The 13,023-nt window shown below is 66.3% G+C and carries 10 protein-coding genes; 8 read left to right on the top strand and 2 right to left on the bottom strand.

Annotated features, from left to right (window positions below; translation table 11 throughout):
• Position 1: 1 nt before the first annotated feature.
• Positions 2-1,561 (bottom strand): benzoate-CoA ligase family protein, encoded by a 1,560-nt coding sequence (locus tag ACTIEY_RS03355; protein ID WP_439517679.1) that lies wholly within the window; start codon positions 1,559-1,561, stop codon positions 2-4.
• Positions 1,562-1,580: 19 nt separating this feature from the next.
• On the bottom strand, positions 1,581-3,155 hold the full coding sequence (locus ACTIEY_RS03350) for a 3,4-dehydroadipyl-CoA semialdehyde dehydrogenase (protein WP_439517678.1): 1,575 nt from the start codon (positions 3,153-3,155) through the stop codon (positions 1,581-1,583).
• Between the two features lie 200 nt (positions 3,156-3,355).
• Between ACTIEY_RS03350 and ACTIEY_RS03345 the strand changes: the two genes are divergently transcribed.
• The 8 genes from ACTIEY_RS03345 (at position 3,356) to ACTIEY_RS03310 (ending at position 13,023) form a co-directional block, all read left to right on the top strand.
• Positions 3,356-4,276: a helix-turn-helix transcriptional regulator gene (locus ACTIEY_RS03345; RefSeq protein ID WP_439518263.1), complete on the top strand. Its 921-nt coding sequence runs from the start codon at positions 3,356-3,358 to the stop codon at positions 4,274-4,276.
• A 146-nt stretch (positions 4,277-4,422) separates the two neighbouring features.
• Complete coding sequence (gene boxC, locus ACTIEY_RS03340; protein WP_439517677.1) at positions 4,423-6,090, top strand: 2,3-epoxybenzoyl-CoA dihydrolase; 1,668 nt, start codon at positions 4,423-4,425, stop codon at positions 6,088-6,090.
• Between the two features lie 19 nt (positions 6,091-6,109).
• The gene (boxB, locus tag ACTIEY_RS03335) at positions 6,110-7,537 is read left to right on the top strand and encodes a benzoyl-CoA 2,3-epoxidase subunit BoxB (RefSeq protein WP_439517676.1); all 1,428 of its coding nucleotides are present in this window, start codon (positions 6,110-6,112) and stop codon (positions 7,535-7,537) included.
• 134 nt (positions 7,538-7,671) lie between these two features.
• The gene (gene boxA, locus ACTIEY_RS03330; protein ID WP_439517675.1) at positions 7,672-8,964 is read left to right on the top strand and encodes a benzoyl-CoA 2,3-epoxidase subunit BoxA; all 1,293 of its coding nucleotides are present in this window, start codon (positions 7,672-7,674) and stop codon (positions 8,962-8,964) included.
• 91 nt (positions 8,965-9,055) lie between these two features.
• A complete protein-coding gene (locus ACTIEY_RS03325) occupies positions 9,056-9,688 on the top strand; it encodes a DUF3305 domain-containing protein (protein WP_439517674.1) in 633 nt (210 codons plus the stop codon).
• A 2-nt stretch (positions 9,689-9,690) separates the two neighbouring features.
• Positions 9,691-10,359 (top strand): DUF3306 domain-containing protein, encoded by a 669-nt coding sequence (locus ACTIEY_RS03320; protein WP_439517673.1) that lies wholly within the window; start codon positions 9,691-9,693, stop codon positions 10,357-10,359.
• Positions 10,319-12,388, top strand: a complete 2,070-nt coding sequence (locus ACTIEY_RS03315; RefSeq protein ID WP_439518262.1) for a 4Fe-4S binding protein — start codon at positions 10,319-10,321, stop codon at positions 12,386-12,388. Before ACTIEY_RS03320 ends, ACTIEY_RS03315 begins: the two co-directional genes overlap by 41 nt.
• 14 nt (positions 12,389-12,402) lie before the next feature.
• Entirely contained in the window at positions 12,403-13,023 is a 621-nt protein-coding gene (locus tag ACTIEY_RS03310) for a TorD/DmsD family molecular chaperone (RefSeq protein WP_439517672.1), read from the top strand.

Here is a 13,023-nt window from a genome sequence, read left to right as displayed (position 1 = left end):
TTCAAGCCGCGCCGCTTTCCTTTTCCCTCAACCGGAACCGCTGGATCTTGCCGGTGGCGGTCTTCGGCAGCTCGGGCAGGAATTCGATGAAGCGCGGGTACTTGTACGGCGCGAGCTTTTCCTTCACGAAAGCCTGCAGTTCGGCTTCGGTGGCCTGCGTGCCGGCCTTGAGCACCACGAAGGCCTTGGTCTTGGTCAGGCCGTCGGCGTCCTGTTTGCCGATGACGGCGGCTTCCAGCACCGCGGGATGCTGCACCAGCGTGGCTTCCACTTCGAACGGGCTCACGTAGATGCCGCTGACCTTGAGCATGTCGTCGTTGCGGCCGGCGTAGGTGCAGTAGCCGTCGGCGTCGCGCGTGTACTTGTCGCCGGCCTTGGTCCATCCGCCCTGGAAGGTGTCGCGCGTCTTGTCGCGGTTGTTCCAGTACATCAGTGCGGCGCTCGGTCCCTTGATGTAGAGGTCGCCGATTTCGCCATCGGGCACTGGCTGACCGTCTTCGCCTCGGAGTTCAATCTCGTAACCCGGCACCGGCTTGCCGGTGGTCCCGTAGCGCACATCGCCCGGGCGGTTCGAGAGGAACACGTGCAGCATCTCGGTGGAACCGATCCCGTCAATGATCTCCACGCCGAAGTGGTTCGTCCAGCGCTGGCCGATGTCTTGTGGCAAGGCTTCACCGGCCGATGAACACAGGCGCAAGGCGACGTCGCTCTTTCCAGGGAGATCGGGGCTGGCCAGCATGCCGCCGTAACCGGTGGGCGCACCGTAGAACACGGTGGGCTTGAGTTCGGTGAAGCGCTTGAAGCAGGCCTGTGGCGTGGGGCGCTCGGCCATCAGCACCACGCTGGCGCCCACGCTGAGCGGGAAGGTGAGGGCGTTGCCCAGGCCGTAGGCGAAGAACAGCTTGGCGGCCGAGAAGACGAGGTCGCTTTCGCGCAGGTCCAGCACGGCCTTGCCATAGAGCTCGGCCGTCCAATAAAGGTTGGCCTGCGTGTGCACGGTGCCCTTGGGTGCGCCGGTGGAGCCGCTCGAATACAGCCAGAAAGCCGGCTCGTCGCCGTGCGTGTCGGCTGCCGCAGCGGGCTCGCTGCGTGCCACCAGCCTGGTGAAATCGTGGGCGCCTTCGGGCAGTGCGGCAGAGGCGCGCGAGACGATGAGGTGCTGCGCCTCGTTGGCGTTCGAAGCCAGCGCGGTCTGGAGGGTGGGCAGCAGCGCGGCCGACACCAGCACGGCCCGTGCGCGGCTGTTGGCCAGCATGTAGGCGTAGTCCTGGGCGGTGAGCAGGGTGTTCACCGCCACCGGCACCACGCCGGCGTGCAGCGCGCCCAGGAAGGCCACCACCCAGTCGCTGCTGTCGTGCATGAGCAGCAACACGCGCTCTTCGCGCCGCAGCCCCAGCGCCTGGAGTGCGCCCGCGAATCGCTGCACCTGATCGGCCAGCTGGCCGTAGGTGAGCGAGCCCTGGTCATCGATGAGCGCTGTCTTCTGCGCGCGCCCGGCGTTGAGCTCGAGCAGGTGCCGCGCAAAATTGAAGCGCTCCGGGGGGGCGACGGTGTCGGACATGGTGGATCTCCTCAGCGGCTCAGTATTTGAAGGCTACCGCCGAGCCGGCCAGTGCGTCCAGGGCGGCGCTGCTGGCCTGCACGGCGCTGCGGCGGTGGTAGAAGCCCAGCGCGCGCAGGCCACCCAGTTCCTCGCCGCCGCCCGCGCGACCCGGGCCGCCGTGCAGGGACATGGGCATCACGTTGCCGTGTCCGCTCTGGCTGGCCGCCACGTCCGGCGAGATCGCGTGGACGCGGCCGTGGGCGGAGCCAAGTTCGAGTGCGGCACTCGCGATGAACGCAGGGTCGGCACTGTAGATCGAACACACCAGCGAACCCTCTCCACGGCGGATGAGTTCGTAGGCCTGGTCCAGGCTGTCGTAGGCCATGAGCGTGGCCACCGGGCCGAACACCTCCACGTCGTGCAACAGCTTCGCGCGGGCGGGCTCGCGCGATCCCAGCAGCACAGGCGCCACGCAGGCGGCCTTGGCCGGATCGGCGTCCACCAGCGCGGCGCCGCTGCCGTCGAACAACACCTCGGCCTCGGTGCGCAGCCTGGCGATGCCTTCGAGCACGCTCGCTTTCTGTTCCTGGCTCACCAGTGAACCCATGCGAACCGTTTCGTTGCGCGGATTGCCCACGCTGGTCTTCGCGAGCTTGGCGCCGATGGCCTGGGCCACAGCGTCGTACAGCGCGCTTGGCACGAACACACGGCGTATCGCGGTGCACTTCTGGCCCGCCTTCACCGTCATCTCGCGCACCACCTCACTCACCAGCAGGTTGAAGGCCTCGCTGTCGGCGGTAGCAGCCGGGTCGAGCAGGGCGCTGTTCAGGCTGTCGGCCTCGATGTTGCAACGCACGGATCGTTCGGCCACGGCCGGGTGGCTGCGGATGAGGCGGGCGGTGTCGGCCGAGCCAGTGAACGACACCACGTCGAACGGCTGCAACTGATCCATCAAGCCTGTGGAAGAGCCGCAGACCACCGAGAGTGCGCCCGGCGGGAGGATTCCCGCATCGATCACGTCCTTCACCATGCGTTGCGTGAGCCAGGCGGTGGCCGTGGCGGGTTTGACGATCACCGGCACGCCCGAGAGCAGGGCGGGCGCTGCCTTTTCCCACAGGCCCCAGCTCGGGAAGTTGAATGCGTTGATGAACAGGGCCACGCCATGCGTGGGCTGCAGGACGTGCTGGGTCTGGAACACCGGGTCCTTGCCCATGCGGATGCGTTCGCCGTCCAGCAGGGCGCGGGCTTCGCCCAGGGCTTCACCCTGTTTCGCGTAGTAACCCAGGGTGAAGATGCCGCCGTCGATGTCCACCGCCGAGTCTTTGGTGGTCGTGCCTGAGTTGGCGGTGGCGATCTCGTAATAGGCATCGCGGTTGGCCTGCAGCACCTTGACGATGGCGGAAAGCAGGGCTGCGCGCTGGCCGTAGCTGAGCGCCCGAAGGGCCTTGCCGCCTTCCTCGCGCGCGAAACGGAACCCGGCAGCCAGATCCAGGCCCCGGTTGCTCACGCGGACGAGTTCGGTACCGAGAATGGGATCGAACAAGGGTGTTCCGGCATCGGTGGCGGTGTGCCACTGGCCGCCCAGGTGGTTGGGAAGCAGGTTGGTGGTCATGGTGGTCTCCAGAGGGCCCCTCGGGTAGTCAGGGCTGTTCGCGGTCGTGGATTGGCGCTATAAATGCACTATCTTGCTTGCCGCAGATTGTGCATTAAAGTGCATGTTTGCCAGCTTGGCAAGGGACCCAAGGGTTTGTCCCCTCTGACAAGACATTTTTGAAAGTCCCCTTCACCATGGATGCAGCCGACACCAGCGTGATGGCCTCCGCCGCCAGCCGGCCGGGGGATGCCGCCCCTGAAGAGCCGCGGCATCCCTTTCTGGTGTCGCTCGGCGAGCGGGTGCGCACCCTGCGCTCGCGCAGGGGCATGACGCGCAAGGCGGTCGCGCTCGCTGCCGATGTGTCCGAGCGCCACCTGGCCAACCTGGAGTACGGCACCGGCAATGCATCCATCCTGGTGCTGCTGCAGGTCGCGCAGGCACTGCAGTGTTCGCTGGCAGAACTGTTGGGCGATGTGAGCACAAGCTCACCCGAGTGGCTGCTGATCCGTGAACTGCTGGAAAAACGCACCGAATCGGACTTGCGACGGGCGCGCATCGCCATCGGCGGGCTGCTGGGCGGCGGCGCGATGCCGGGCGACGACCCTGGCCGCCGGGCTCGCATCGCGCTCATCGGCCTGCGTGGCGCGGGCAAGTCCACGCTGGGCCAGCGCCTGGCCGACGACCTGGGTTTTGCGTTTGTCGAGCTCAGCCGTGAGATCGAGAAGTTCGCCGGCTGCAGCATCAACGAGATCCACTCGCTCTACGGGACGCCGGCCTACCGCCGCTACGAGCGCCGGGCGCTGGAAGAGACCATCCAGATCTACCCCGAGGTGGTGATCGCCACGCCGGGCGGCCTGGTGTCGGACGCCGCCAACTTCAACCTGCTGCTCTCTCACTGCACCACGGTGTGGCTGCAGGCCGATCCGGCCGATCACATGGGCCGCGTGGCCGCGCAAGGCGACATGCGTCCCATGGCCGCCAGCCGTGAGGCCATGGAAGACCTGAAACGCATCCTCGCGGGCCGCTCGGCCTTCTATTCGAAGGCCGACATGAGCTTCAACACCAGCGCCTACCCGCTGGACGAGGCCTTTGTCGCCTTGCGCGAGCAGGTGCGCGAACTGGTCGACCTCCCCGGGTAACATGCAGAAAAGTGCATTGACGTTTTGAGCTTCGTGAATTATTATTCACATCAACAGGTTCGAACCAGCCGGTAGTGGCGGGTTGTCGGGCCTGATCCCGCAGCCGCCACGCGGCTGCACGCGACCACCGCCCGGAGACAACCACCATGAGCGCCAGCACCACCCCGACCACCGTCGACTACCGCACCGACCCCAGCCAGTACCGCCACTGGAAGCTGTCCTTCGACGGCGCCATCGCCACCCTGGCGGTGGACATCAACGAAGACGCCGGCATCCGCCCCGGCTACAAGCTCAAGCTCAACAGCTACGACCTGGGCGTGGACATCGAACTGCATGACGCCCTCAACCGCGTGCGCTTCGAACATCCCGAGGTGCGCACGGTGGTGGTCACCAGCGGCAAGGACCGCGTGTTCTGCTCGGGCGCCAACATCTTCATGCTGGGTCTGTCCAGCCACGCCTGGAAGGTGAACTTCTGCAAGTTCACCAACGAGACGCGCAACGGCATCGAGGATTCGTCGAAGCACAGCGGCCTGAAGTTCGTGGCCGCGCTCAACGGCGCCTGCGCTGGCGGCGGCTACGAACTGGCGCTGGCCTGCGACGAGATCGTGCTGGTGGACGACCGGTCATCTGCCGTGTCGCTGCCCGAAGTGCCGCTCCTGGGCGTGCTGCCGGGCACCGGTGGCCTCACGCGCGTCACCGACAAGCGCCACGTGCGCCACGACCTGGCCGACATCTTCTGCACCACCAGCGAAGGCGTCCGCGGCAAGAAGGCCGTGGACTGGCGGCTGGTGGACTCCATTGCCAAACCGCAGCAGTTCGCCGCCCACGTGAAGGAACGCGCGGACGCGCTGGCCGCGAAGAGCGATCGCCCGTCAGCGGGCAAGGGCGTGGCGCTGCCCCGCATCGAGCGCACCGACAGCGCCGATGGCATCAGCTACGCCTATGTGAATGTGGCCATCGACCGCAGCAAGCGCAGCGCCACCATCACGGTGAAGGCGCCCAGCGGCACGCAGCCCACCGACCTGGCCGGCATCGAAGCCGCGGGCGCCGCCTGGTGGCCGCTGCAGATGGCGCGCGAACTCGACGACGCCATCCTGTGCCTGCGCACCAACGAACTCGACATGGGCACGTGGCTGCTCAAGACCGAAGGCGACGCATCGGCCGTGCTGGCCGGCGACGCGCTGATGCTGGCGAACAAGGACCACTGGCTGGTGCGCGAGACCCTCGGCCTGATGCGCCGCACCTTCGCGCGCCTCGATGTGTCCTCGCGCAGCCTGTTTGCGCTCATCGAGTCGGGCTCGTGCTTTGCCGGCTCGCTGGCAGAACTGGCCTTCTGCGCCGACCGCGCCTACATGCTCGCGTTGCCCGATGACGCGGATGCCGCGCCGAAGCTGCAGCTTGACGAGTTCAACTTCGGCTACTTGCCGATGGTCAACGACCAGTCGCGCCTGCAACGCCGCTTCTACGAAGAGGAAGCGCCGATGGAGGCCGCACGCGGCGCCATCGGCAAGGCGCTGGACGCCGATGCCGCTTTCGAACTCGGCCTGGTGACCGCCGCGCTTGACGACATCGACTGGGAAGACGAGGTGCGCATGGCGCGCGAAGAGCGTGCATCGATGTCGCCCGACGCCCTCACCGGCCTTGAAGCGAATCTGCGCTTCGCCCAGAAAGAAAACATGGCCACCCGCATCTTCGGCCGCCTCACCGCCTGGCAGAACTGGATCTTCATCCGCCCCAACGCCGTCGGCGACAAGGGCGCGCTCAAGGTCTACGGCAAGGGCGACAAGGCCGCCTTCGATTTCAACCGCGTCTGAACACCACCCAGGAGCCCACATGTCCACGATCAACTACAGCGAAAAGATCCCGAACAACGTCAACCTGAGCGAAGACCGCACGCTGCAGCGCGCGCTGGAAGGCTGGCAGCCGAACTTCGTGAACTGGTGGGACGACGTGGGCCCGGACGGCTCGACGGCCTACGACGTCTACCTGCGCACCGCCGTCAGCGTGGACCCGCAGGGCTGGGCGCAGTTCGGCCACGTGAAGATGCGCGACTACCGCTGGGGCATCTTCCTGAACCCGGGCGACGCGAACCGCGAGATCCATTTTGGTGACCACAAGGGTGAAAAGGCCTGGCAGGACGTGCCCGGCGAACACCGCGCCAACCTGCGCCGCATCATCGTGACGCAAGGCGACACCGAACCCGCATCGGTCGAGCAGCAGCGCCACCTGGGCCTGACGGCGCCCAGCATGTACGACCTGCGCAATCTCTACCAGATCAATGTGGAGGAAGGCCGCCACCTGTGGGCCATGGTCTATCTGCTGCACAAGCATTTCGGCCGCGACGGCCGCGAAGAGGCCGAAGCGCTGCTGCAGCGTCAGTCCGGCGACCAGGACAACCCGCGCATCCTGGGTGCGTTCAATGAGAAGACGCCCGACTGGCTGGCCTTCTTCATGTTCACCTACTTCACCGACCGCGATGGCAAGTTCCAGCTCTCTGCGCTGGCGGAGTCTGCCTTCGACCCGCTCGCACGCACGACCAAGTTCATGCTGACCGAGGAAGCGCACCACATGTTCGTGGGCGAGAGCGGTGTCTCGCGCGTGCTCGCTCGCACCGCCCAGGTGATGAACGAGCTCAAGACCGACGACCCGCAGAAGGTTCGCGCCGCCGGTTGCATCGACCTGGGCACCATCCAGCGCTACCTGAATTTCCACTACTCGGTCACCATCGATCTCTTCGGTGCCGACCAGTCGAGCAATGCGGCCATCTTCTACAGCTCGGGCCTGAAGGGCCGCTACGAAGAAGGCAAACGCACCGACGACCACGTGCTCAAAGGCCAGACCTACAAGGTGCTGGAGGTGCAGAACGGGCAACTGGTGGAGAAGGACGTGCCGATGCTGAATGCGCTCAACGAAGTGCTGCGCGACGACTTCATCAAGGATTCGGTGGCGGGTGTGAACCGCTGGAACAAGGTGCTGGAAAAGGCCGGCATCCCCACGCGCCTGACCGTGCCGCACAAGGCCTTCAACCGCCAGATCGGCGCACTCGCCGGCATCAAGATGTCGCCCGATGGCCGAGTGGTGAGCGAGGCCGAATGGGCCGCGAAGAAGAGCGAATGGCTGCCGACGCCGGAAGACTTTGCCTTCGTGGCTTCGCTCATGGGCCGCGTGGTGGATCCCGGCAAGTTCGCTGGCTGGATCGCACCGCCGGTGATGGGTATCAACCGCCAGCCGGTCGATTTCGAATATGTAAGGTTCAATTGACCCCCCGCGCCGCGCCTGCGGCGCGTCACCCCCCCAGGGGGCAATGCCTGCGGGCCGGGAAACCCGGACCCGCGGCATTCTCGATTTGCTTCACCCCTCTCCTACACTGTCTCTAGATCTTTCGGAGACTTGCCATGAACGCCATAGCCGAAGCCGCTGTCATTCAGCAGCACCTGATCGATCCCGAGATCTGCATCCGGTGCAACACCTGCGAGGCCACATGCCCGGTGCAGGCGATCACGCACGACGACCGCAACTACGTGGTGGATGCGGAGAAGTGCAACCTCTGCATGGCCTGCATCTCGCCGTGCCCCACCGGGTCCATCGACAACTGGCGCACCATGCCGCGCATTCGCGCGTACACGCCGGAGGAGCAGCTCACCTGGGATGAGCTGCCGGCCGAGTTGCCCTCTGAAGAACTGGAAGGCCTGACAGAAGGCGTCACCGTTCGGGCTGAGCCTGTCGAAGCCCCCGCCAGCCCACCCGATCCCACGGGTCAGGCGCCGTTCAACGCATCGTCCTTCGGTGCCACGCTGCCGCCCTGGTCGGCCGCGCACGCCTACACCAACCTCTACGGACCGAAGGCAGCGCAAAAGACCGTCACGGCCACGGTGGCCGGCAACGTGCGCGTGACCGAAGTGGGCAAGACAGCCGGCAGCGACTACGACACGCACCACATCGTGCTGGATTTCGGCGCCATGCCGTTCCCTGTGCTCGAAGGCCAGAGCATCGGCGTCGTGCCTCCGGGCACCGATGCCTCGGGCCGCGCCCACCATGCGCGGCAGTACAGCATCGCCAGCCCGCGCAACGGCGAGCGCCCCGGCTACAACAACCTCTCGCTCACCATCAAGCGCGTGCTGGAAGACCACCAGGGTCAGCCGGTGCGTGGTGTGGCCAGCAACTTCATGTGCGACCTCAAGGTGGGCGACAAGGTGGAGGTGATCGGTCCGTTCGGCACCAGCTTCCTCATGCCGAACCACCCGCGCTCTAACATCGTGATGATCTGCACCGGCACGGGCAGCGCGCCCATGCGCGCCATGACGGAATGGCGCAGGCGTCTGCGTGCTTCGGGCAAGTTCGAGGGTGGCAAGCTCATGCTGTTCTTCGGCGCCCGCACGCAGGAAGAGCTGCCGTATTTTGGGCCGTTGCAGAGCCTGCCCAAGGACTTCATCGACACCAACTTCGCGTTCAGCCGCACGCCGGGCGCGCCCAAGCGCTATGTGCAGGACGCGATGCGCGAGCGCGCGGCCGACCTGGCCGTGCTGCTGCAGGATCCGAACACCTACTTCTACGTGTGCGGCTTGAAGAGCATGGAGGAGGGCGTGGTGCTGGCGCTGCGCGATGTGGCGCAAGGTGCGGGCCTGAACTGGGACAGCATCGGCGCATCGTTGAAGCGCGAAGGTCGCCTCCACCTCGAGACTTACTAGGGGTTTGCCCGCGCATTTCGGCACCCTTCGCAGGGTGAACCGCCAGGCGGGAATCGCATGGGCGGGGGATGGCTTACATTGCGGTCTTCTTATGAAGATTGAACATACCCCGGTATCGGCACGCAGCCGCCCCGCGATCGAGGTGGACGTGGTGATGCGGCGCGAGCCGGTGACTGGCCCCATGAGCCGCTGGCAGCCCTGGCGCTGGGTGCTTGCCGATGTGGTGTTGCGTTCCGAGCCTGACGACACCGGACCCGCCGATCCGCACGAGACCCATGAACCGCAAGCAGTGGAACCGGTGCAAGCCACCGATGCAAGTGCGCAAGCGGCCCACTGGCTGTTTCCACGCTTTCGCGTCGAACTGTTCCGCGACGATGCCGAGGGTTACTTCCTCAACCTCAACAGCCCCAACCCGTGCTTCTGGGTGTTCTGGCGCGCCGATGAAGCGCGCCTGCTCGATGGCGAAGCGATGGCGGTGCCGCAGATTGTGACGCTGAGCTACCACGATGCGGGCCGCTGGCTGGATGCGCAGGAGCGTGTGGACCAGGTGCCCGCGCCGAGCGAGGTGGTGGACTGGTTGCGCAGCTTCGTCGACGCCACCTACCAACCCGAACCGAAGAAGCGCAAGCGCCCCGACAGCTTCAAGCCACTGACCGACCGGTTCGGGCAGCCCGTGCGCATCTCCACGGAAAAGATCCGCGGTGGCGGCCCACCTGGACATTGACCATGGCCACCGAAGACGACAGCAACTTCTTCTCGCGCTGGTCGCGCCGCAAGGTGCAGGTGCGCAGCGGCGAACCGCTGCCGCCCGAACCTCCCGTCGTGCCGGTTCCCGCACCCGCACCCGCCGTGGTGGTGGCCGCGGTGCCGCCCACGTCGGCTCCCGCGCTGCAGGAACCGCCGCCCGAGCAGCCCCCGGCCCTCACGCTCGAAGATGTGGCACGCCTGACGCCAGAATCCGATTACTCGGCGTTTGTGGCGCGCGGCGTGCCTTCGGACGTGCGCAACGCGGCCGTGAAGAAGCTCTTCACCGATCCGCACTACAACGTGATGGACGGTCTGGACATCTACATCGACGACTACTCCAAGCCCAGCCCGCTCTCGGTGGCCGAGATGGCGAAGATGGTGGGTGCGCAGTTCCTGAAACTGGTGGACGATCCCGAGGACAAGCCCAAGGTGGCGGTCCCGCTGCAAGCTCCAGCGCCCGCAGAACCTGAAGCCTCTGTCGCCGTGGACGAGCCCGTTGCAGACACCGCTCCACAACCTCGCGAAACCATCGCCTCCGATTCCGATTCCGATTCCGATTTCCAGAAGCCCCAAGATGACCACGCTGATCTGCAACTGCAACCAGACCATGCCCCTGAACCCCAAGGTTCTGGGCGAGGCGCTGGATGAAGACCTGACACTGCACACCACGCTGTGCCGCCGCGACGCGCCAGCGTTCCAGCGCGCGTGCCGCAGCCAGGAAGAGCTGGTGGTGGCCTGCACGCAGGAGAGCCGCCTCTTCACCGAACTCTCGCAGGAGACCGAGGGCGCGGTGTCGCTGGACGTGCGCCCTATCCACTTCGTGAACATCCGCGAAACCGGCGGCTGGGGTCGCGAAGCCGCGCAGGCAGCGCCGAAGATGGCCGCCCTGCTGGCCGCAGCGCGCCTGCCCGACGCCGAACCGGTGCCCACGGTCACTTACAAGAGCGCCGGTCGCCTCCTGATCATTGGCCCGCTGGACGAGAGCGAACGCATCGCCGGCATGGTGGCGGACACGCTGGAGGTCAGCCTCATGGCCACCGGCGGCGCCGGCATGCAGGCGCGGCAGTACCCGGTGATCGCGGGAAACCTGCAGCGGGTGCGCGGCTGGCTCGGTGCCTTCGACGTGCAGTGGCAGACCGGCAACCCGATCGACCTCGACCTCTGCACGCGCTGCAACGCCTGTCTGGCCGTCTGCCCGGAGGATGCCATCGGTCTGGACTACCAGATCGACATGGACAAATGCCGGAGCCACCGCGCCTGCGTGAGAGCCTGCGAGGCGGTGGGCGCCATCAACTTCCAGCGCGAACCACAGGAGCACAGCGAGCAGTTCGACGTGGTGCTTGATCTGCGCAGTGCACCCGCCTTCGAGCAGCATGCGCATCCCCAAGGCTACTTCCACCTGGCCGGCGGCCTGCAGGACGCGCGCGCGATGGCCACGGTCGTCCAGTTGCGCGATCTGGTGGGGGAATTCGAGAAACCGAAGTTCTTTACCTACAAGCAGAAGATCTGCGCGCACGGCCGCAACGAAACCGTGGGCTGCAACGCCTGCGTGGAGATCTGCTCGGCGCTGGCCATCTCGAGCGAGATCAAGCGCAACCAGATCGTCGTGAACCCCAACCTGTGCGTGGGCTGCGGCGCGTGCACCACCGTGTGCCCAACCGGCGCGCTGTCGTACGCCTACCCGCGGGCCAGCGAGCAGGGCGTGAAGCTGCGCACCGTGCTGGCCACCTATGCCAAGGCGGGCGGCAAGGACGCTGCCCTGCTGCTGCACAGCCAGGAAGCAGGCGCCGCGCTGATCGGTGACCTGGGCCGTGCGGCATCGCTGGACCGCAAGGGCGTGCGCGGCGTGCCCGCGCGCGTGATCCCGCTGCCGCTCTGGCACACGGCCTCCATCGGTCTGGACGTGTGGCTCTCGGCCTTTGCTTATGGCGCCTCGCAGGTTTGGGTGTTGATGACGGGCGAGGAAGCGCCGCAGTACCGCGATGCGGTGCGCGAGCAGATGGCCGTGGCGCAGGCGGTGCTGAGCGGCCTGGGCTACAGCGGCCAGCATTTCCGGCTCATTGAGGCGCGCGATGCCAAGGCGCTGGACGCGATGCTGGGCGATGCGCCGGCGCAGGGCGTCAAGCGCCGCGCCACCTTCGCGATCCAGGCGGAGAAGCGCGGGACGGTTGAACTCGCCCTCGATCACCTCATGCAGGACAGTCTCGCCCACCGTCCCGCTGTTGAAGCGATTTCACTGCCGCAGGCTTCATTGCTCGGCACGATCGCAGTCAACAAGGACACCTGCACGCTGTGCCTGAGCTGCGTGAGCGCCTGCCCCGCCAGCGCGCTGCAGGACAACACCGAGCGCCCGCAACTGCGCTTCATCGAGAAGAACTGCGTGCAATGTGGCCTGTGCGCCAGCACCTGCCCCGAAGACGCCATCACCCTGCAGCCCCGCCTGCTGCTGGGTGAGCAGCGCAAGCAGTTGCGCGTGCTCAACGAAGCGCAGCCCTACCAGTGCATCCGCTGCAGCAAGCCTTTCGGCACTTTGAAGGGCATCGAGGTCATGCTGGCCAAGCTCTCGGGCCACGCCATGTTCCAGGGCGAGGCCCTGGAGCGCCTGAAGATGTGCGGCGACTGCCGCGTGGTGGACCTGTACTCCAATCCCGGTGAAGCCCGGATCACGGACCTCTGAACCCTTCTCCCCTCATGAACAGCAACGCCATCCCCGTTTCGTCTGCACTCGACGAAGAAACCGCCCGCGCCGAGGTCTATGGACTGCTGGCCGCCTTGTATTACGCGCCACCCACGCCGGAGTTGATGGCGCAGTTGCGCGTGGCGGTGACCGAGGCGCCCGCCGCCGGGGGTTTCCTCGAAGAACCCTGGCGCGAATTCGTGGCTGCGGCGCGGGCCGTGGACGATCAGGCGGTGGCCAGCGAGTACGACGCGCTCTTCGGTGGCGTTGGCAAACCCGAGGTCTACCTGTTCGGCTCGCATTACCTGAGTGGCTTCCTGAACGAAAAGCCGCTCGCCGCGCTGCGCAGCGACCTGGCCGAACTCGGTCTGGCACGCGACGAGGCCATGCCCGAGACCGAGGACCATGTGGCCTACATCAGTGAGGTCATGCGTTACCTGATCGCAGGCGACGAAGTGGAAGTGGCCAACCTCACCCAGCAACAGAAGTTCTTCACCACCCACGTCCTGCCGTGGGTACCACAGATGTGCGATGCGATCGCTGCGCACCCGAAGGCGCGTTTCTATGGAGCGCTGGCGGGGTTCACCCGGGCTTTCATGAGCGTGGAAGCTCAGGGTTTCGACATGCTGGCTTGA

Source organism: Hydrogenophaga sp. (assembly GCF_051858985.1).
Classification (GTDB): domain Bacteria; phylum Pseudomonadota; class Gammaproteobacteria; order Burkholderiales; family Burkholderiaceae_C; genus Hydrogenophaga.
Note: the sequence above shows the minus strand (reverse complement) of the source record. Positions and strands in the feature narration are given on the sequence as shown.

Bases quoted from the DNA above. Each gene is read 5' to 3' on its own strand.
- ACTIEY_RS03320 (WP_439517673.1), top strand. From the start codon at position 9,691: ATGGCCACCGAAGACGACAGCAACTTCTTCTCGCGCTGGTCGCGCCGC.
- ACTIEY_RS03355 (WP_439517679.1), bottom strand. From the start codon at position 1,561: ATGTCCGACACCGTCGCCCCCCCGGAGCGCTTCAATTTTGCGCGGCAC.
- ACTIEY_RS03310 (WP_439517672.1), top strand. From the start codon at position 12,403: ATGAACAGCAACGCCATCCCCGTTTCGTCTGCACTCGACGAAGAAACC.
- boxC (WP_439517677.1), top strand. From the start codon at position 4,423: ATGAGCGCCAGCACCACCCCGACCACCGTCGACTACCGCACCGACCCC.
- boxA (WP_439517675.1), top strand. From the start codon at position 7,672: ATGAACGCCATAGCCGAAGCCGCTGTCATTCAGCAGCACCTGATCGAT.
- boxB (WP_439517676.1), top strand. From the start codon at position 6,110: ATGTCCACGATCAACTACAGCGAAAAGATCCCGAACAACGTCAACCTG.
- ACTIEY_RS03345 (WP_439518263.1), top strand. From the start codon at position 3,356: ATGGCCTCCGCCGCCAGCCGGCCGGGGGATGCCGCCCCTGAAGAGCCG.
- ACTIEY_RS03325 (WP_439517674.1), top strand. From the start codon at position 9,056: ATGAAGATTGAACATACCCCGGTATCGGCACGCAGCCGCCCCGCGATC.
- ACTIEY_RS03350 (WP_439517678.1), bottom strand. From the start codon at position 3,155: ATGACCACCAACCTGCTTCCCAACCACCTGGGCGGCCAGTGGCACACC.
- ACTIEY_RS03315 (WP_439518262.1), top strand. From the start codon at position 10,319: ATGCCCCTGAACCCCAAGGTTCTGGGCGAGGCGCTGGATGAAGACCTG.